Origin of the sequence: Hylemonella gracilis, assembly GCF_004328645.1 — a bacterium.
Taxonomy (GTDB): domain Bacteria; phylum Pseudomonadota; class Gammaproteobacteria; order Burkholderiales; family Burkholderiaceae_C; genus Hylemonella; species Hylemonella gracilis_B.
This window is the reverse complement of record NZ_CP031395.1, coordinates 2039616-2059814: the sequence shown is the minus strand read 5'-3', so window position 1 is coordinate 2059814 and position 20199 is coordinate 2039616. Positions and strand designations below refer to the sequence as shown.

18 protein-coding genes are annotated in these 20199 nt (G+C 66.0%); 10 read left to right on the top strand and 8 right to left on the bottom strand.

The genetic code is table 11. The annotated features are described in order from the left end of the window. Window positions 1–150: 150 nt before the first annotated feature. The 8 genes from DW355_RS09735 to DW355_RS09700 all read left to right on the top strand — a co-directional run bounded on the left by DW355_RS09735 (window position 151) and on the right by DW355_RS09700 (window position 8751). On the top strand, window positions 151–1155 hold the full coding sequence (locus DW355_RS09735; RefSeq protein ID WP_242671100.1) for a LysR substrate-binding domain-containing protein: 1005 nt from the start codon (window positions 151–153) through the stop codon (window positions 1153–1155). Next, window positions 1155–2030, top strand: a complete 876-nt coding sequence (locus tag DW355_RS09730; protein ID WP_165493167.1) for a shikimate dehydrogenase — start codon at window positions 1155–1157, stop codon at window positions 2028–2030. The genes DW355_RS09735 and DW355_RS09730 overlap by 1 nt, the downstream gene beginning before the upstream one ends. 125 nt (window positions 2031–2155) lie before the next feature. Further along, window positions 2156–3346: a PLP-dependent aminotransferase family protein gene (locus DW355_RS09725; RefSeq protein ID WP_131279656.1), complete on the top strand. Its 1191-nt coding sequence runs from the start codon at window positions 2156–2158 to the stop codon at window positions 3344–3346. Window positions 3347–3549: 203 nt separating this feature from the next. Then, on the top strand, window positions 3550–4614 hold the full coding sequence (locus DW355_RS09720; RefSeq protein ID WP_131279654.1) for an extracellular solute-binding protein: 1065 nt from the start codon (window positions 3550–3552) through the stop codon (window positions 4612–4614). A gap of 56 nt (window positions 4615–4670) precedes the next feature. Then, window positions 4671–5795 carry an ABC transporter ATP-binding protein gene (locus tag DW355_RS09715; protein ID WP_347562729.1) on the top strand — a complete coding sequence of 375 codons (1125 nt, stop codon included), beginning with the start codon at window positions 4671–4673 and terminating at the stop codon, window positions 5793–5795. Window positions 5796–5830: 35 nt separating this feature from the next. Next, a complete protein-coding gene (locus DW355_RS09710; RefSeq protein ID WP_131279650.1) occupies window positions 5831–6700 on the top strand; it encodes an ABC transporter permease in 870 nt (289 codons plus the stop codon). Window positions 6701–6746: 46 nt separating this feature from the next. Next, window positions 6747–7625 (top strand): ABC transporter permease, encoded by an 879-nt coding sequence (locus DW355_RS09705; RefSeq protein WP_131279648.1) that lies wholly within the window; start codon window positions 6747–6749, stop codon window positions 7623–7625. Window positions 7626–7758: 133 nt separating this feature from the next. Beyond that, a complete protein-coding gene (locus DW355_RS09700) occupies window positions 7759–8751 on the top strand; it encodes a Bug family tripartite tricarboxylate transporter substrate binding protein (protein WP_131279646.1) in 993 nt (330 codons plus the stop codon). On the opposite strand, the gene DW355_RS18375 is transcribed toward DW355_RS09700, so the two are convergent. From DW355_RS18375 to DW355_RS09660, 8 genes are all read right to left on the bottom strand, one after another. After that, complete coding sequence (locus tag DW355_RS18375; RefSeq protein WP_131279644.1) at window positions 8738–10372, bottom strand: methyl-accepting chemotaxis protein; 1635 nt, start codon at window positions 10370–10372, stop codon at window positions 8738–8740. The genes DW355_RS09700 and DW355_RS18375 overlap by 14 nt on opposite strands. 208 nt (window positions 10373–10580) lie before the next feature. Further along, on the bottom strand, window positions 10581–11573 hold the full coding sequence (locus DW355_RS09690) for a Bug family tripartite tricarboxylate transporter substrate binding protein (protein WP_131279643.1): 993 nt from the start codon (window positions 11571–11573) through the stop codon (window positions 10581–10583). Between the two features lie 48 nt (window positions 11574–11621). Continuing rightward, on the bottom strand, window positions 11622–12356 hold the full coding sequence (locus DW355_RS09685; RefSeq protein WP_131279641.1) for an ABC transporter ATP-binding protein: 735 nt from the start codon (window positions 12354–12356) through the stop codon (window positions 11622–11624). Beyond that, window positions 12353–13135 (bottom strand): ABC transporter ATP-binding protein, encoded by a 783-nt coding sequence (locus DW355_RS09680; protein WP_131279639.1) that lies wholly within the window; start codon window positions 13133–13135, stop codon window positions 12353–12355. Before DW355_RS09680 ends, DW355_RS09685 begins: the two co-directional genes overlap by 4 nt. Beyond that, on the bottom strand, window positions 13132–14097 hold the full coding sequence (locus DW355_RS09675; protein ID WP_131279637.1) for a branched-chain amino acid ABC transporter permease: 966 nt from the start codon (window positions 14095–14097) through the stop codon (window positions 13132–13134). The genes DW355_RS09680 and DW355_RS09675 overlap by 4 nt, the downstream gene beginning before the upstream one ends. Next, the gene (locus DW355_RS09670) at window positions 14094–14972 is read right to left on the bottom strand and encodes a branched-chain amino acid ABC transporter permease (RefSeq protein ID WP_131279635.1); all 879 of its coding nucleotides are present in this window, start codon (window positions 14970–14972) and stop codon (window positions 14094–14096) included. Before DW355_RS09670 ends, DW355_RS09675 begins: the two co-directional genes overlap by 4 nt. A gap of 89 nt (window positions 14973–15061) precedes the next feature. Beyond that, complete coding sequence (locus DW355_RS09665) at window positions 15062–16231, bottom strand: ABC transporter substrate-binding protein (protein ID WP_131279633.1); 1170 nt, start codon at window positions 16229–16231, stop codon at window positions 15062–15064. A 300-nt stretch (window positions 16232–16531) separates the two neighbouring features. Beyond that, window positions 16532–17395 carry an amidohydrolase family protein gene (locus DW355_RS09660; protein ID WP_131279631.1) on the bottom strand — a complete coding sequence of 288 codons (864 nt, stop codon included), beginning with the start codon at window positions 17393–17395 and terminating at the stop codon, window positions 16532–16534. A gap of 119 nt (window positions 17396–17514) precedes the next feature. Between DW355_RS09660 and DW355_RS09655 the strand changes: the two genes are divergently transcribed. Continuing rightward, window positions 17515–18306 (top strand): crotonase/enoyl-CoA hydratase family protein, encoded by a 792-nt coding sequence (locus DW355_RS09655; protein WP_131279629.1) that lies wholly within the window; start codon window positions 17515–17517, stop codon window positions 18304–18306. Then, window positions 18303–20183, top strand: a complete 1881-nt coding sequence (locus tag DW355_RS09650; protein WP_131279627.1) for a feruloyl-CoA synthase — start codon at window positions 18303–18305, stop codon at window positions 20181–20183. The genes DW355_RS09655 and DW355_RS09650 overlap by 4 nt, the downstream gene beginning before the upstream one ends. Window positions 20184–20199 lie beyond the last annotated feature (16 nt).

Below are 20199 nucleotides of genomic sequence, written 5' to 3'. Positions count from 1 at the left end.
GTGCGTGCAGGGGAGGCTGAATCGGTGTGCCCACGAAATCATCTTGCGGATTGTCGCCTTGCCCCCGCCCCGGGCTAGGCAAAGCACTTACTAGCAGGTATCGCAGTTCGGCATAATCACTCGCCCGTTATCCGTAAAATTCATTCCAACATGGATCTGAAGCAGCTTGAATACTTCGTGCGCGTGGCTGAGCTCGGTAGCTTCACGCGTGCCTCGAGCGTGCTGGGCACGGCCCAGCCTGCCCTGAGCCGTCAGGTACGCCAACTGGAAGTTGAACTGCGCCAGAACCTGCTGCTGCGCAATGGGCGTGGCGTCACCCTCACCGAAGCGGGCAAGCTGTTGCTCGACCATGGACGCGGCATCCTGCACCAGGTGGACCGCGCGCGCGAGGACCTGGGCCGCGTGCATGGCGCGCTGGCCGGTCGTGTCGCCCTGGGCCTGCCGCCTTCCATCGCGCGCCTGCTCACCGTGCCGCTCACACGCGCTTTCCGAAAGCGCCTGCCCGCCGCGGCGCTGTCCATCAGCGAAGGGCTGACCATCTCCATGCAGGAAGGCCTGCTGACCGGACGTCTCGACCTGGCCCTGCTTTACAACCCACCGCCGAGCCCGGAGTTCGAGTCGCTGCCGCTGCTGGATGACATGCTGCTGCTGATCGGACCGAGCGGCGCCCGGTCCCGGAGCGGCAAGCTGGAACTTCTGGGCGAGTCCATCAGCCTGCAGGAAGTCAGCACCCTGCCCCTGGTGATCCCCAGCCGCCCCAATGCACTGCGCATGCTGGTGGAGGCTGAAATGGGCAACATCGGCTGCAAGCCGACCGTCGCGCTGGAAATCGACGGTGTGGCCGCGATCCTTGACCTGGTGGCCGACGGTTTGGGCTACGCCGTGCTGCCACGCCACGCCCTGATCAGCGCCACCCACCCCGAAGCCTACCGCGCACGTCCCATCGGCCTGGGCCGCCCGGACGACGTCGGGCGTGCCAACCCCCTGCTCAGCCGCCTCGTGATCGCCACGGCGGCGGGCCGCACCACCACCTTGACACAGCAGGCCATGATTGAACTGATCCAGCAGATCACCGCCGAAGTCTTCACGACCGCCCTGCCCCACGGACCTGACGCCGAAGCAAAACGCCGACCTACTTCCCCCGTCGCACCCTGATGAACATGGAAACTCACTACACGCTCGCCGGCATCATGGGCTGGCCCGTGCGCCACTCCCGCTCCCCGGTCATCCACGGCCACTGGATTCGCGAACACGGCCTGCAGGGCAACTACGTCATGCTGCCCGTGCAACCCACGCAACTGCCCGACGCGCTGCGCGGCCTCAAGGCATTGGGTTTCGCGGGCTGCAACCTCACGATCCCGCACAAGGTGGCCGCGCTCGCGCTGCTGGACCGCGTGGACCCGCTGGCTGCGCGCATCGGCGCGGTCAACACCCTGGTCGTGCAAGACGGCCAACTGGTCGGCTACAACACCGACGCCGAAGGCTACACCCAGAGCCTGCGTGAGGCCCAGCCGGCCTGGCGCGCCGATGCGGGCCCGCACGCGGGCCCCGTGACCGTTCTGGGCGCGGGCGGCGCAGCGCGCGCCGTGCTGGCGGTGCTGGGGGAACAAGGTGCCCCCGAGATCCGTGTCTGCAACCGCAGCCGGGACAAGGCAGAGGCCCTGGTGGCCGAATTCAGCGCGCACTATCCTGGCACGCGCTGGCTCACCCTGCCCTGGGACCAGCGCGACGCCGCGCTCGAGGGTTGCGCGCAGTTGGTCAACACCACCAGCCTGGGCATGACGGGACAGGACGCGCTGGACCTTCGTCTCGATGCCCTGCCGCACAAGGCCCTGGTCTGCGACGTCATCTACACCCCGCTGGAAACTCCACTGCTGGCCGCCGCAAGACTGCGCCCCGGAGGCAGCCATGTGACTGTCAACGGCCTGGGCATGCTGCTGCATCAGGCACGCGCCGCTTTCCAGCACTGGTTTGGGTTGCTGCCCGAAATCACGCCGGCCCTGCGCCGCAGTGTCGAGGCCACGTTCTGAACGCCCGCCCCCCATGGCACATCGACCCGCCGAACAGCGGGTACCACTTGCACGAACATCCATAACCCGTCAGCCCGCCTGCCTCAGGCACCGCTGACCCCTACCCACCGCTCCCGGAGAACCTGATGCCCTGGACCCTGGCCCGCCGCGCCGCACGACTGAATCCCTCGACCATCCGCGAAATCCTCAAGGTCACCGAACGCCCCGGCATCATCTCGCTGGCGGGTGGCCTGCCCGCCGCCGAAACCTTTCCCGTCGCCGCCATGGCCGAGGCCACGGCACGCGTGCTGCGCGACTCCCCACGCGAAGCGCTGCAATACGCGGCCAGCGAAGGCTACGGCCCACTGCGCGAGTGGGTGGCCGCCGAACTGGCCACGCAGGGTGTGGCGGTCGACGCCGCGCAGGTGCTCATCACCACTGGCTCGCAGCAAGGGCTGGACCTGGTCGGCAAAGTACTGGTGGACCCCGGCAGCCATGTCGCGGTCGAGTCACCCACCTACCTGGGCGCGCTGCAGGCCTTCGCGCCCTTCGAGTGCGACTTCACCGCCATCGAGGGTGACGACGAAGGCCCTCTGCCCGAGGCGCTGGAGGCCGCGCGCGGCGCGCGCTTCATGTACCTGCTGCCCAACTTCCAGAACCCGAGCGGGCGTTGCCTCTCGGCTCAGCGCCGCACGCAACTTGCCGAGAAGGCCGCCGCCATCGGCCTGCCCATCGTGGAAGACAACCCTTACGGCGATCTGTGGTTCGATGCACCGCCGCCGCCGCCGCTGAGCGCCTTGCTGGGCATCGGCGACAACGGCGGCGCCATCTATCTGGGTTCCTTCTCCAAGGTGCTCGCACCAGGCCTGCGCCTGGGCTATGTGGTCGCCCCAAAAACGCTCTACCCCAAGCTGCTGCAGGCCAAGCAGGCGGCTGACCTGCACACGCCGGGTTTCAACCAGCGGGTGGTGCACGAGGTCATCAAGGACGGATTCCTGACCAAGCATGTACCGACCATTCGGGCACGCTACAAGGCTCAGCGCGACGCCATGCAGGCCGCGCTGCTGCGCCACTTCCAGGGCCTGGGCTGTCGCTGGCAGGCACCTGCGGGCGGCATGTTCTTCTGGGTCGAACTGCCGGCTGCCCTGGACGCAACGGCCTTGCTGGACCGCGCTGTCGAGGCCGGCGTGGCCTATGTGCCCGGAGCGCCCTTCTTCGCGGCGCCGGACGCGCGCCACGCCAACACCCTGCGCCTGAGCTTCGTGACCGTGCCACCCGCGCAGATTGAACAAGGCATCGCCGCGCTGGGCCGGGTCTTCGCGCAGGCCCTGGGCTGAGCGGCGCCAGGGGAGGCATCTGATGCCTGCACGGGCGCGGGCGTCGGCGAGACGAACGCCGTGGTGGTGACGGTCTGTCACCAGGCATCAAAAATGCTGTGGTAACGTGACGTGACGCCTGCCACCTGCGGGGGAAGCGACCACCGCCACGGCCTGTCCACGTTCACGGCATTCTTGATTTTTTCGCGAGAAAGCGAGTCCCCATGAAGCGCACCTTGACCTGCATCACCCTGGCCGCCCTGGCCCTTGCCACCGGCCTGGCCCAGGCCCAGAACAAGACCCTGCGTCTGCTGACCTGGGCCGACTATGCCCCCAAGGACGTGGTGGAGCAGTTCACCAAGGAGACCGGCATCAAGGTCGAGATCACCCTCTCCAACAACGAAGAGATGATTTCCAAGTTGCGCGCCACGGGGGGCGCGGGCTTTGACCTGGCCCAGCCCAGCCAGGACCGCATCGCGGGGCCACAGACGGAGTTCCGCATCTACAAGCCGCTGGACCTGTCCAAGATCAAGCGCGAGCTGTTCATTCCCTCCATGCTGGAAGCCACCCAGGCCAACACCCGCGTGGACGGTAAGGTCTACGGCCTGCCCCACATCTGGGGCACGGACGGCCTGGTGGTCAACACCAAGCTGTCCAAGGCCAGCGACTACCCCGACCTCTGCGCCCCCGAGAACGCCGGCAAGGTCAGCATGCGCCTGAAGCGCCCCACCCTGATCGCCTTCGCCTTCGCCAGCGGCAAGAACCCCTTCGCGCTCTACAACGACGCCAAGGCCTACGCGGCGCTGATGACCGAGGTCGGCCAGACCCTGATCAACTGCAAGAAGAACGTCAAGTTCTACTGGGACGGCAAGGATCAATTGCTGGCCGGCCTGCGCTCGGGTGAGCTCACCACGGCCATGATGTGGGACACGGGCGGCTGGGCGCTGAACAAGACCCAGCCAGAGATCAAGTTCATCGCGCCCAAGTCCGGCGCCTTGGGCTGGGTTGACACCTATGCCATCCCGGCCAAGGGCCGCAACGACGCCGCCGCCTACGCCTGGATCAACTTCAACCTGCGCCCCGAGATCGCGGCCAAGGTCGCGAGCGCGGCCGGCAACTTCACCGCCAGCAAGGGCGCGGATCAATTGATGAACGAGACGCTGAAGAAGCAGTTCGCCGACAGCTTCCCCGAAGCCGCGTTGAAGAACATCAAGTGGTACCCGGCCGTTCCCGCTGGCGTCGAGGACATCGAAGGCCGTATCCTGGATCGCGTCAAGGCCGCGCAGTAAGGGCCTGCCCTGATGAAACGATCCCGCATGTCGATGTCTCCCGACGCAGGCGCGTGGTGAACGGCGACGAACCCGACCTCGACCTGCGCGCCGTCGCCAAGCGTTACGGCGCTTACACGGCGGTCGAAGACCTGAGCCTGTCGGTCCAACGCGGCTCTTTCTTCTCCATCCTCGGCCCCTCGGGCTGCGGCAAGACCACGCTGCTGCGCATGGTCGCGGGGTTCATCACGCCTGACGCGGGTGACATCCGCATCAAGGGCGCGTCCATGCTGGGCGTGCCGCCCAACCGGCGCCCGGTGAACATGGTGTTCCAGCACCTCGCGCTGTTCCCGATGATGAGCGTGGGCGAGAACATCGCCTACGGTCTGACGCAGCGCGGCGGCGCGCGCAAGGTCAAGCGCGCGGTGGCACGGGACAAGGTGCGTGACATGCTGAAGCGCGTGGGCCTGCCCGGCATCGATGACAAGCGCATTGAACAACTCTCCGGTGGGCAGAAGCAGCGCGTGGCCATCGCTCGCGCGTTGGTGCTCGAACCAGCGCTGCTGCTGCTCGACGAGCCGCTGGGCGCGCTCGACATGAAGCTGCGCGAGCACATGAAGGTGGAGCTCAAGCAATTGCAGGCCGAGGTCGGCACGACCTTCGTCTACATCACGCACGACCAGTCCGAGGCGCTTGTGATGTCCGACCAGGTGGCGGTGATGAACCAGGGCCGCTTCGAGCAGGTCGGCCGCCCGCAGCAGCTGTATTACGAACCGGCCAGCGCCTTCGTCGCGGGGTTTGTTGGTCACAACAACCGCGTGGAAGGCCGCGTGGATCAGGTCGAGGGCGAACTGATCACCTTGCGCACCGCCAGCGGCCTCGCGCTGCGGGCACGCCGGGCCGGCAATGCCCGAGGCTTGCGCACGGGGGACGCGGCACAGCTCTTCGTGCGCCCCGAGGCCATGGAGATCGGCCGCGCCGCCAGCGAACTGGCGCAGGCTGCGGAAGAACCACGCTGGCACGCCCGAGTGCAAAGCCTGCTGTTCGACGGTGGCAACTCCACGGTGCAGGTGCGCGAGGACGACAGCGGCCAGCTCCTGAACATCGCCCTGCCGCTCACCGGCCGCCTGGCCGACCTGCGCCCCGGCGATGCCGTGCTGTTCAGCTACCGGCCCGAGCAGGCCTGGTGCTTTTCGGCCTGAGCCGGCCTCGGCAAGCCATCACCCACCCCGGCCCCATGGAACCGCCTTCTCACCGCCGCTGGATGCTTGCCTTGCTGCTGGCACCCGCGCTGCTGTGGCTGGGTGCCTTGGTCGTGCTGCCCCATGTCGACCTGCTGCTGCTATCGCTGCAGGCGCGCGTGGGGCCGGGCGAATATGCCTTCAGTCTGGACCCGTACCGCACCTTCGTCGACGAGCCGCTCTATTGGCGCACCTATGTGCGCACCGCCGTGATCTCGCTGCTGGCCACGGGTATGACCCTGCTGCTGGCCTTTCCCGTGGCCTGGCACATCGCCAAGGTCGCGCAAGGCCGCGCCAAGATGGCGCTGCTGGTGCTGTGCCTGCTGCCCTTCTGGGTCAGCGAAATGGTGCGCACCCTGGGCTGGCTGATCCTGCTGCGCGAGACCGGCGTGGTCTCCAGCCTGCTGCAGTCCACGGGCCTGGCCGCGCAGCCGGTGGAACTGCTCTATCACGACGCCACCATCCTGGTGGGCCTGGTCTACGCCTCGCTGCTCTTCATGGTGATCCCGCTGGTCAACAGCCTGGAAAGCCTGGACAACAGCCTGATCGAGGCCGCCTACGATCTGGGCGGCAGCCATGCCAGCATCCTCTGGCGCATCGTGATCCCGCACGCGGCGCCAGGCATGGCCTCGGGCTCCATCGTGGTCTTCATGCTCTGCCTGGGCAATTACCTGACGCCCACGCTGCTGGGCGGCAAGAACTCGCTCTGGTTCACCGAGCAGATCTACACCCAGTTCATCACCCGCTTCAACTGGAACCAGGGCGCGGCCTTCGGCTTCCTGCTGCTGGTGCTGTCCAGCCTGCTGGTGTGGGCCGGCCTGAGACTGACGCAGCAGCGGCTGGGCGCCGTGATGCAGTCGACGTGAAGCAAGGACCGGTCAACGTCGTGAACGCGCGCGCGAAGAGCACACCATGATTCCCAGCCTGCCCCGTTCCGCCAGCCAGCGCCACGGCCTGGGCCTGTTCGTGCTCGGCTTCTTCGTCTTCCTCTTCCTGCCGCTGACCGTGGTGGCGGTCTTCGCCTTTAACAACGCGGACTACCCCACGCCGCCCTGGCAGGGCTTCACGCTGGACTGGTTCCTGGCCACCGGTGAGAACGGCGGGCGCACCGGCCTGCTGCATGATGCCGAGTTGCTGGGCAGCATCGTCGTCAGCGCCTGGGTGGCGTTGTGGGTCACGCTGCTGTCGGTGGTGGTGGGCACCTGCAACGCCTTCCTGCTGGAACGCTTCGACTTCCCGGGCAAACGCGCGCTGGCACTGTTGAGCATGGCGCCACTGGTCATCCCCGGCGTCATCCTGGGCATCTCCATCCTGGCCTTCGCCAGTCGCCTGGCCAATTTCGCCGACGAGACCTGGGGCCTGGAATTGGACTTCCTGCGCCCCGGCCTGCCCCTGGTCATCCTGGGGCAGTTCTGCTACATCGCCACCATCGCCACGCTGACCATCGCCGCGCGCCTGCGCCGCTTCGACCGCTCCCTGGAAGAGGCCGCGCTGGACCTGGGCGCCAGCCGTTTCACCGTGCTGCGCACCATCACCCTGCCCTGGCTGCGGCCCAGCATGGCGGGCGCGGCGGCCATGGCCTTTCTGATGTCCTTCGAGAACTTCAACACCACATTGATGCTGGTGGGTTCGGACGCGCCGCTGACCGTGCTGATGTACGGCCGCATGCGCGAAGGCGCCACGCCGGTGCTCAACGCGGTCAGTCTGCTGCTGATGCTGGCCTCGGCCGCCCTGGCCTTGCTGCTGCTGGCGCGCAGGCGCACGCGCACGACCGGGACGCCGGCGGGCTGACTTCGCAGCGGTCCGCCGGGACGCCTGTCACGCGCCTCGCCGGATCTTGGCCCGAGCTCCACTACACTGCGGCACCTCATGTGCCTGCGGTCGCGAGCCGCAGGCAAAAACCACAACACCGGAGACAGACGACATGACCCATCCGAATCGCCGCGATGCGACACTGACCATGCTGGGAGCCCTGGCGCTGACCGGCGCCAGCAGCGCGCGGGCGCAAGGCGCGGCCAGCTACCCCAGCAGACCGATCCGCCTCATCGTGCCCTTCACGCCCGGTGGCAGCGCGGACATCCTCGGTCGCGCGATCGGCCAGGAGCTCACGAAGTCCATGGGCCAATCGGTGGTGATCGAAAACATCGGCGGCGCGGGCGGCTCGGTCGGCGCGGACAAGGCCGCCCACGCGACACCCGATGGCTACACCCTGTTCATGGGACACATCGGCACGCTGGCGGTCAACCCGCACATCTATCCCAAACTGCCTTACGACCCGATCAAGGACTTCACACCCGTGGCCTGGGTGGCCAACGTCGTCAACGTGCTGGCGGTGCATCCCTCGGTGCCCGCCAAGACGCTGAAGGATCTGGTCGCCTATGCGCAGGCAAACCCCGGTAAGCTGAACTACGGCTCGGGCGGCAATGGCAGCGCGGCCCATCTGACGACGGAGTACCTGAAGCTGCAGACCAAGACCGACCTGATCCATGTGCCCTACAAAGGCACCGCGCCCGCCGTGCAGGATCTGGTGGCGGGTCAGACGCAGGTCATCTTCACGGGCGCGCCCGCATTGCTGCCCTTCTTCAAGACCGGGCAGCTGCGCGCCATCGCCGTCTCCAGCACGCGACGGCTCGATGTGCTGCCCGATGTGCCCACGGTGGCCGAGAGTGGCTACCCCGGCTTCGAGGCGGACCAGTGGTATGGCATCGTCGTGCCCACCGGCGTGCCGGCGGACATCGTGCGCAAGCTCAACACCCACATCAACCAGGCGCTCAACGCGCCGGAGCTGAAGGCGCGCCTGCAAACCGAAGGCGCCATCGCCGCCCCGACCACACCGGAAAAGTTCGGTGAACACATCCGTGCCGAGCTCGCGCGCTGGAAGCCGGTGGTCCTGGCCGCCAACATCAAGCCAAGCTGAGCAAGCCCGGCCGCGCGGACCGCCCCAAGGCGGGAGCGACGGGCACCGAATCCGCGAGCCGGAACACCGCGACGGCCTGCACCAGCCCCTGCGACTGGTGCTTGAGATCCACCGCCGCGGAGGTCATCTGCTCGACCAGCGCTGCGTTCTGTTGCGTGGTCTGGTCCATGCCGCTGATGGCTTCGCCCACCTCCAGGACGCCCGCGCTTTGCTCGGCGCTGGCGGTGCTGATCTCGCCCATGAGGTCGGTCACGCGGCGGATGCTGGCCACCACTTCGTCCATGGTCGCGCCGGCCCGGTCCACCAGCGTGCCGCCCTGCTCCACCCGCTGGACGCTCGCTGAAATCAGTGCCTTGATCTCGCGGGCCGCGTCCGCGCTGCGTCCGGCCAGGCTGCGCACTTCACCCGCGACGACGGCAAAACCTCGGCCCTGTTCGCCCGCACGCGCGGCTTCCACCGCGGCGTTGAGCGCCAGGATGTTGGTCTGGAAGGCGATGCCGTCGATCACGCTGATGATGTCGGCGATCTTGCGCGCGCTGGTGTTGATGTCCTTCATGGTTTCGACCACCTGGATCATCACCTCACCCCCCTGCATCGCCACCGCGCTGGCACTCTGGGCCAATTGGTTGGCCTGCTGCGCGCTGTCGGCGTTCTGCCGCACGGTGGAGCCCAACTCTTCCATGGAGGCCGCAGTCTGTTCCAGGGCGCTGGCCTGGTTTTCGGTGCGCGCGGACAGATCCTGGTTACCCCGCTCGATCTCGACAGCGGAAACCGCCACCTGCTGTGCGGAGGTCCGTACGCCCGAGACCACTTTCAGCAGGCCATCCCGCATCGATTTCATGGCCGCCATCACGCTGTCCTCTGCCGCGCCATGGGTGTCGATTTCGGCAGCCAGGTTGCCGGAGCGGATGTCGTCCGCCACCGCCTTGACCTGCCAGGGTTCGGCGCCCAGGGCACGCGTCACCGCGCGGGCGATCAGCGTAGCGGCGGCCGCGCCCAGCAGCACCGCCACAACCGTCCAGGCGATCATCAGGGTCGAGAACCCGGTCGCGGTGCCCTGGGCTTCGGTGAGACGCCGCTGGATCAAGTTCTCCTCGAAGTCGATCAGGGCATTGATGCGAGCCAGCCATTCGACGAACAGCGGCTTCAATTCGCGCCAGACAATCTGCTGCGCCTCTTCACGCCGGCCCTCGCCGCGCAGCTGAATCACCTTGTCGATCAAGGGCAGCACCTGGGCCTCCGTCGCCTTGATGGCGGCCAGCAGGCGCGGTACGTCCGGATGGATGGACCGGTCCTGCGCCAACAACTGATCAAGGGGCACCGCCGATTTCGCATAAAAGGCCGCGAGGCGTTCGATTTCACCGACCTCGCGCCTCAATTCCACGTCGCTCAGGGACGCGGCCACGTCACGTATGGCGATCGCGCGGTCGTGCGCGCTGCCGCGGAAGTTGATCGCATAGCGCTGGATCATGGAGTTTTTCCCGGAGTTCTCCATCAAGGCCTGCTCGATGATCCCCACCTCGCGCAAGCCTGTGAAGGTCAGAAAAACCAGGATCAGAAGAATCGCGCCAAAACCGGCCGTCAACTTTTGACGTACCGTCAACCGTGCAAACCAACTCATGTTTTTTCCTTGTCACGTTACGTGGGTCGGCGCGCAGACTGCACGTCGGACGCCGAGGTCGTGGGTATTCTGAGGGCAACGGGGTCACCGATCCGCAGGTCACGATGCATTGTCTTGATGACAGGCATAAAAAAAAACAGCTGCCGGGATGGGCAGCTGTCTTGCCTGAGGTTACGCGAACCGCGCGAAACCAAGTGGAAGCGCTTGCTTACTGCAGCGGGATCTTGGCCTTGACGATCACATCGCCCCAGCGCTTGATTTCGGACTGGAGGAACGCCGCTGTCTGCTCGGGCGTCTGGCCACGCGGCTCGATGTTGAGTTCACGCAGTTTCCTGGCGACTTCCGGGTCGGCCAGCGCGGTCTGGATGTCCTTGTGCAGGCGTGCGACCACGGCCTTGGGCGTGGCGGAGGGTACGGCCAGCGCGTTCCAGGACGAAGAGAGATAGGCAGGCAGGCCCGCTTCCTTGGTCGTCTGCACCTCGGGCAGCGCGACCGAACGCTTCTCGCTCGTCACGGCCAGGGCGCGCAGCGCGCCGCCCTTGATCTGGCCCATCACCGGCGCGAGGATTTCGACCGCGGCGTCGATCTGTTTGCCGCGCAGCGCGTTGACCACGGCGGGCGTGCCGTTGAAGGGAACGATCTGCACATCGATGCCGGCGACGGACTTGAACAACTCGGCCGAAAGGTTCTGCGTGCTGCCGATGTTGATGCTGCCGATGTTGAGCTTGCCCGGGTTGGCCTTGGCATCGGCCAGCAGTTCGCCCAGGGTCTTGTACTTGGAGTCGCTGGCGACGACCACGCCGATGTCGAACAGGCCCAGGGTGCTGACCGGCGTGAAGTCCTTCACCGAGTCATAGGGCAGGCTCTTGAACAACGTGGCGCTGACCGCCGTGGCGTTGGACATCAGCAGCAGCGTGTGGCCGTCGGGCGTGGACTTGGCCACTTGGTCGGACGCGCCCACGCCACCGGCACCGGGCTTGTTCTCGATCACCACGGGCTGGCCCAGCAGTTCATTGAGTTTCTGCGCGACGATGCGCGCGGTCAGATCGGCCACACCGCCCGCGCCGAAGGGCACGATGATGCGCAGCGCTTTGCTGGGGAAGTTTTGCGCCAACGCCAGCGGCGAGGACAGGGACGCCAAGCCCGCGACCATCGGGGTGCCCAACAGGGCGAGAGCGGATCGCCGGTTCAATCGGTTCATGGTTTACTCCTAGTAGAAACAGGGTTCGAGGGCGAGGGCACGGCGGCCTCAGCGCGCCACGCCCAGCAATTTGTCCAGCAACTCGGGCTGATCCAGCAGGGCACGCGCTGTGCCCGCATGCACCACGGTGCCACGGTCCAAGACGGCGGCCTGGTCGGAAATGGCCAGGATGGCCTGCGGATGTTGCTCGACGATGATGGCCGAGAGGCCTTCCTCGCGCGTGATGCGGCCGATGGCACGCAGCAATTCCTGCACGATGATGGGGGCCAGGCCCTCCAGCGGCTCGTCCAGCAGCAGCAGCTTGGGATTGAGCACCAGGGCCCGGCCCACGGCCAGCATCTGCTGCTCGCCACCCGAGAGCTGGGAGCCAAGATTGGTCTTGCGCTCGGCCAGGCGGGGGAAGAGTTCGTAGACGCGCGCGGGGGTCCACGCGGAAGCACCAGCGACCGCCCTGCCTGTGCGGCCCGGACGCGCCACCGCCGTCAGGTTTTCATCCACCGTCAGTGATTTGAAGATGTTGCGCTCTTGCGGCACCCAACCGATGCCGGCGGCGGCGCGCAGGTGCAAGGGCGTCTTGTGCAAAGCCACGCCATCGAGCGTGATGCTGCCGCCGTGCTGTCGCGTCGCGCCCGCCAGTGTGTTCATGAAGGTGGTCTTGCCGGTGCCGTTGCGCCCGAGCAGGGCCAGGGTCTTGCCCTGATCCAGCCTGACGGAAACACCGTTCAGCACCACGGCTTCGCCATAACCGGCGCTGAGGTTCTCGACCTGGAGGAGCTGGCTCATGCGTGGCTCCCTTCACCATGGCCGAGGTAGACCTCCTTCACGCGTGGATCATTGGCGATTTCCTCGGGGTTGCCCTCGGTCAACACGACACCGTTGACCAGCACCGTCATGCGTTTGGCGAAACTGAAAACCAAGTCCATATCGTGTTCGATCAGCAACACCGACACGTCTGCGGGCAAGGCCGCCACGGTCTGCAAAATTTCCTCGCGCTCGCCCGCGGGCACGCCCGCCACCGGCTCGTCCAGCAAGAGCACGCGCGGCTCGCAGGCCAGGGCGATGGCGATCTCCAGCAGGCGGCGCTTGCCATAGGCCAGCACGTCGGTGCGCTGGTTCATCACCTCGGTCAAGCGAAATTGCTCCAGCAGCTGCTCGCATCGCGCAACCACTTTCGGATTGCGGCCCAGCGGTTGCCACCAGCGCGCGCCCAGACCCATGTGCTGGGACACGGTGAGCGCCAGTGTCTGCAGCGGAGTCAGCGTGTCGAAGAGCTGATTGATCTGGAAAGTACGCACCATGCCGCGACGCACGCGCTGGTGCGGCGCGAGGCGGGTTATGTCGTCGCCTTCGAGCAGGATGCGCCCTTCGGTCGGGTCCAGCACGCCGGTCAGCAGATTGATCAGCGTGGTCTTGCCCGCGCCATTGGGCCCGATCAGCGCATGGCGCGCGCCACGCTTCAGATCCAGGCTCACATTGCCCGTGGCCGTGATGCCGCCAAAGCGCTTGACCAGGCCCTGGGCTGACAGAACGACGTCTTTTTGAACGATGTCGGTAGAGATCATTTTTTCTTGCCCCGCGATATCCAAGTCCAGGGGCGGATCACGCGCTCACGGCCCACCAACATCAGCACAACGAGGAAAAGACCGATCCAGAACGTCCAGTACTGCGGGGTGATGGAAGAAATCCAGTCCTGCAGCACCTTGAAGATGACCGCGCCGATCACGCCACCGTAGAGCCAGCCCGCGCCACCGATCACGACCAGCAGCACCAGGTCGGCCGAACGGTCGAAGGCAAAGACCTCGACCGAGGCGAAGCTGGTGGTCTGCGCCAGCAGCGCGCCAGCGGCGCCCGCCACGCCCGCGGCGATGGTGTAGATCAAGGCCAGCCGCGCCGCCACCGGAATGCCGATGGACTGCGCGCGCAGACGGTTGTCGCGCAAGGCCATCAAGGTACCGCCCAGGGGCGAATGCACGAAACGGCGCGACAGCAAGAAGAACACGAAGAGCACCACCAGCGAATACCAGGCAGCCACCTGGCCATACAGGTCGAATTCGAAGCGACCCAGCACGGGTCCCATGATCACACCTTGCAAGCCGTCAGCACCGCCCGTCAGCCAATTCAGTTTGTTGGCCAGTTCCATGAGGATGAGCGCCACGCCCATGGTCACCATCAGCAGCGTGAGGCTGGTGCCACGCATGATGGACAGCGACGCTACCGCGCCCAGCACCGTGGAGACGGCAATGCCGAAAAGCAGGCCTAGCACCGGATCAGGATGGATGTGCTTGGCGAACAGGGCTGCCGCGTAGGCGCCCATGCCGAAGAAAGCGGCATGGCCGAGCGAAACGATGCCGGCGTACCCCATGATGAGGTCGAGCGACAGCGCGAACAAGGCCACGATGGCCACTTCGTTGATGAGCAATGCATGGCCGCTGAGCCACCAGGGCGAGGCCAGCGCCAGCAGCCAGAAGACCGGCTCCCAGCGCTTCCAGCGCTGGAACTCGTGCAGGGAAGACGTCGCGTTCATGCCTTGCCCCCCTTGCGCACGAACAGGCCTTGTGGGCGCCAGATGAGGATGACGATCATCAGGAAATACACGATGAACGCGCCAAAGCGCGGGATGTAGTACTTGCCGGCCACGTCGGCAATGCCCAGCAACAGGGCCGCCAGCAGCGGGCCGGTGATCGAAGACGTGCCGCCGACGGCCACCACGATCAGGAAATAGACCATGTAGCGCAGGGGAAAGCTCGGGTCAAGGATCAGGATCTCGGCGCCCAGCGCGCCGCCCAGGCCCGCCAGGCCCGAGCCGGCCGCGAAGGTCAGCAGGAAAACGGCGTTGACATTGATGCCCAGGCCGGCGGCCACGCGCTGGTCATCCACCGAGGCGCGCAGGCGGCTGCCGAAGCGGGTGCGACTCAGGATGGTCTGCAGCGCGAGGGTCAGGGCCACGCACACCGCGACAATGAACAGGCGGTAATGCCCCATGCCCAGCTCCCACGCCGTGCCGTCACCCAGTTCGGTGCGGCCCTTGAGCCATTCGGGCAACTGGACGATCTGCTGGCTGGACGTGAAGAAATAGTCCATGACCGCCACGGCCATGAAGGTCAGGCCGATGGAAAACAGCACCTGATTCAGGTGTGGCTTGCTGTACATCGGACGGTACAGGGTGCGCTCCAGCACGGCGCCCAGCAGGGCAGAGCCCAGGAAGGCCAGGGGCAGGCACAGCAGGAAAGGCACGCCATGGCGCTGCATCAGGATGACGGTGAGATAGCCACCCACCATCGCGAAGGCGCCGTGGGCCAGATTGATGAAGTTCATCAGGCCCATGGTGACGGACAGGCCAACCGCCAGGATGAAGAGCAGCATGCCGTAGGCGATGCCGTCGAAAAGTATGGTCAGCATGGAGACACGATGTCGAATTCAGGACGGGAAAACATCAGAGGAAAAAACATGGGCGCCCCTCCTGAGCAGGGGCGCCCATGCGTGCGGACTTACTTGGCCGCCTTGCCCGGGTCTTTCACGTCCTTGATGACGTCAAATTCCACGTTGTACAGCTCGCCATCCTTGCGCTCCACCTTGCTCAGGTAGATGTTCTGCACGATGTCGCGGGTTTCCGGGTCGATGGACACCGGGCCACGCGGGCTTTCCCACTTCAGGTTCTTCATCGCGTTGACCAGCGCCTCGCCGCCCTGACCCTTGGTGGCCTTGAGGCCCTCGTAGATCACGTGCATGCCGTCATACCCACCTACGGCGAAGAAGTTGGGGCGGAAGTTGTTGGCCTTCTTGAAGGCCGCCACGAAGGCCTTGTTCTTGGCCGAGGGGTGGTAGGCCGAGTACTGCATGGAGGTCACGACACCCAGCGCGACGTCGCCCATGCCATTGAGCTGGTCGTCGTCCGTGAGGTCGCCGGTGCCGATCAGCTTGATGCCGGCCTTGTCCATGCCACGTTCCTGGAACTGCTTCATGACCGCGGCGCCCGCACCCGAGGGCACGAAGACGAACAGAGCGTCGGGCTTGAGGTCACGCACCTTCTGCAGGAAGGGTGCGAAATCGGGGTTGCGCATGGGGGCGCGCATCGATTCGACCACGGTGCCACCGGCGGCGGTCAGGCGGGCCGTGAAGAACTTCTCGGCGTCAATGCCAGGACCGTAGTCGGAGACCATGGTCACGACCTTCTTGATGCCGTTCTTCGCCGCCCAGTCGGCCAGGGGCGATGACGTCTGCGGCAGCGTCATGCTGGTGCGCACGATGAAGGGCGAAGACAGTGTGATGCTGGACGTGGCCGCGGCCATCACGACCAACGGCGTCTTGCTCTGGGTGGCGATGGGCGCGGTGGCGAAGGCCGAGGGCGTGATGCCCATGCCGGCCAGCACGTCCACCTTGTCCTGCACCACCAGTTCCTGGGCCAGGCGCTTGGTCACGTCGGGAACGCTGGTGTCGTCCTTGACGATGAGCTCAATCTTCTTGCCAGCAACCATGCTGCCGTTCTGGGCGATGTAGAGCTTGACGGCGGCTTCGATTTGCTTGCCGGTGGTGGCCTGCTGCCCGGTCATGGGCACGATCAGACCCACCTTGAACACGTCCTGCGCGAGCACGGCCGTGGAGCCGAGCGCGGCTGTCAGGACCAGTGCCGAAGCGCTCAGGAAGGTACGCTTTTTCATGAGAGTTGACTCCTTTATATAAGTCTGAGATTGCCGCCATCGCGCGCCAGGGCGCAGGCACTTTGCCATGACCGCGCAGACACGTTCCGGCAGCGGAAACGCAAGAGCACAACGGGGCAAAGGTGCGCTACTGTCGCTGCAAACCGTTGCATCCGCAAGCCAAAAAACAGACTGATAGATATAACGGTTTGAAATATCTTACCCCGCGCCCAAGCGTGCGCGAGGGAGCACGGAATTACGGGTAAACCCGAATCTCAAACCGTCTGGAGCCAGCACGCCGCGAAGGCGCGCACCGCCGGCTCAGGTCAGGCCCAGGAGGCGCACGGCGTTGTCCTTGAGGATGCCGGGCATGACCTCGGGCTTGAAACCCGCTTCTTCGAAATCCTTCATCCAGCGCTCGGGCGTGATGAGCGGGTAGTCGCTGCCGAACAGCATGCGGTCTTTCAGCAGCGTGTTGGCGTACTGGACCAGTTGCTTCGGGAAATACTTGGGGCTCCAGCCCGACAGATCGATCCAGACATTGGGCTTGTGCATGGCCACGCTCAGGGCCTCGTCCTGCCAGGGCCAGCTTGGATGCGCCATCACGATCTGCATGTCGGGGAAATCGATCGCCACGTCGTCCAGATGGATGGGGTTGCTGTATTCGAGCCGCAGGCCGCCGCCACAACGCATGCCACTGCCGATGCCGCTGTGCCCGGTGTGGAAGATGGCGGGCAACTTGTGCTCGGCGATCACCTCGTAGATGGGCCAGGCCATCTTGTCGTAGGGGTGGTAGCCCTGCACCGTCGGGTGGAACTTGAAACCCTTGACGCCGTGTTCGGCGATCAGGCGGCGCGCCTCGCGCGCGCCCATCTTGCCCTTGTGCGGGTCGATACTGGCGAAGCACATCATCATGTCGCTGTTGGCCTGGGCCGCCTCGGCGATCTCCTCATTGGGAATGCGGCGACGGCCGAGTTGGGCCTCGCTGTCGACGGTGAACATCACCAGGCCGATCTTTCGTTCGCGGTAGTAGGCGATCGTCTCGGCGATCGTCGGCCGACGGCTGGAGCGGAAGTACTTGTCCGCCGCGCGGTCGTATTCCTCGCCGTAGTTGTCGAACGGATTCCAGCAGCTCACTTCCGCGTGGGTGTGGATGTCGATGGCGATCAGATTCTTGTAGTCCATGCTGAATTGTCTGCAAGCTTGAATGGGATTCTGCGGGTAAACACCGAAGAAAGGAAGGCGGTCGCAGCTTGAATTGGTTATTTCTCATAACAATAATTCATCCCCATCGGAAACACAAGATGCACAACCCTGACCTCCACTTCGAGCGGCAAGGCGATGACAATGAAATCGCCGTCATCCGCCTGACCCGTCCCGTCAAGCGCAACGCGCTCAACGACGCCCTCATCCTCGCCCTGCGCGACTTGTTCGAGAACCTGCCGACCGGCGAAGGGGGCGTGCGCGCCGCCGTCATCACCGGCGAAGGCGAGCATTTCTGCGCGGGCCTGGATCTCTCCGAACTCAAGGAACGCGATGCGGGCGAAGGCCTGCACCATTCGCGCATGTGGCACGCCGCGCTGGAGCGCGTGCAGTACGGTCCGGTGCCCGTCATTGCCGCGCTGCACGGCGCGGTGGTCGGCGGCGGCCTCGAGCTGGCCTCGGCCTGCCACATCCGTGTGGCCGACGACAGCACCTTCTACGCACTGCCCGAGGGCTCCCGCGGCATCTTCGTCGGCGGCGGCGGCGCGGTGCGCATCCCACGCCTGATCGGTGCCGCGCGCATGACGGACATGATGCTGACCGGCCGCGTCTACAACGCTGCCGACGGCGAGAAGGCCGGCTTCGCGCAATACCTGGTGCCGCAGGGCACGGCCTTTGACAAGGCGTTGGAACTTGCCGCCCGCGTGGCCCAGAACGCGCCCCTGACCAACTACGCATTGATCCATGCCCTGCCGCGCATCGCCGAGCAACCGGCGGATCAAGGCTTCCTGACCGAGGCCATGATGGCCGCCATCGCCCAGAGCGCGCCCGAGGCCAAGGCCCGCGTGCGCGCCTTCCTCGAGGGCAAGGCCGCGAAGGTGAAAAAAGCATGAGCACCCAGGCACGCTACCGTTCCGTGCGCTTCGGCGTTACCCGTGTCAAGGTGCGCGAAGGCCAGGACTCGCAAGGCCGCGCCGTGCGCTACGTCGATGCCGAGTTGCCCCTGGGTCCGTACGCGCGCCGCCTGAGCGACCATCTGCTGCACTGGGCCGAAGCCGCGCCCGACCGCACCTTCTTCGCGCGCCGGGAGCAGCTGGCCGATGGCAAGACCGGGGACTGGATCCGCGTCAGCTACGCCCAAGCCCTGGGTGGCGCGCGGCGGGTCGGCCAGGCCCTGCTGGACCTCGGCCTCAGCGCCGAACGCCCCGTGATGATCCTCAGCGAAAACACGCTCGAACACGCGCTGATGTCCCTGGCCTGCATCTACGCGGGCATCCCCTACTGTCCCGTGTCGCCGGCCTACGCCACGGTCAGCCAGGACTACGACAAACTCCGCCACGTGATGGACACGCTGACGCCGGGGCTGGTCTTCGCCGCCGACGGCGCGCGCTACGGCAAGGCGATCCAGGCCACCGTGGGCAAGAACGTCGACGTGGTGCTGGCGCAAGGCAAGATCGAGGGCCGCAAGACCACGACCCTGCAGTCCCTGCACGACACCCTGCCGCGCACCAGTGGCAAGGGCGCCGTGGACGTGGCCATGCACGCGGTGCGTCCCGACACGATCGCCAAGTTCCTCTTCACCTCGGGCTCGACCAAGATGCCCAAGCCGGTGATCAACACCCACCGCATGTGGTGCGCCAACCTGCAGCAGATCACGCTCTCGCTGCCTGCGCTGGCCGAAGAGGCGCCGATCTTCGTGGACTGGCTGCCCTGGAATCACACATTCGGTGGCAACCACAACGTGGGTCTGACGCTGATGCACGGCGGCACGCTCTACATCGACGACGGCAAACCCACGGCAGCCGGGATCGCCGAGACCCTGCGCAACCTGCGCGAGGTCGCGCCCACCGTGTACTTCAACGTGCCCACGGGTTTCGAAATGATCGCCCAGGCCATGAAGACCGACGCGGCGTTGCGCAAGACGCTGCTGTCGCGCGTGAAGATGTTCTTCTACTCGGGCGCGGGTCTGGCCCAGCCGGTCTGGGACAGCCTGCACGCCACGGCCGAGGCCGAGATCAGCGAACGCATCGTGATGGCCACCGGTCTGGGCATGACGGAGTCCGCGCCCTCGGCCATGTTCGTCAACAGCCCGGACGTGAAGGCCGGTGACATCGGCGTGCCGGTGCCGGGCATGACGCTCAAGCTGGTGGAAGTGGACGGCAAGATCGAGGTGCGCTATCGCGGCCCCAACGTGACGCCGGGCTACTGGCGCTCCGAGGCCGCCACGCGCGAGGCCTTCGACGAAGAAGGCTACCTCTGCACCGGCGACGCCGTGCAATGGATCGACGGGCAGGACCTGCACCGCGGCCTGAAATTCGACGGCCGCATAGCCGAGGACTTCAAGCTCGCCACGGGCACCTTCGTGAGCGTGGGTCCGCTGCGCGCCAAGGTCATCGTGACCGGCGCGCCCCTGGTGCAAGACGTGGTCTTGACCGGCCTGAACCGCAAGGAAGTCGGCGCGCTGATCTTCCCCTCGCCGGCCTGCCGCGCGGTCAGTGGGCTGGGGCCCGACGCGCCGATGAGCGAGGTGCTGGCCAGCAGCCCCGTGCGTCAACGCATGCAGGCCGTGGTCAACGAACTGGCGCGTGGCGCCACCGGCAGCGCCAACCGCATCGCACGCGCCCTGCTGCTGGACGAGCCGCCCTCCATCGACAAGGGCGAAGTCACCGACAAGGGCTCGATCAACCAGCGCGCCGTGCTCAAGCACCGCGACGCGCTGGTGCAGGCCCTGCACGACGATCTGGCCCCTGGCATCCTCAAACCCGAGTGACGACGCACGCAACACC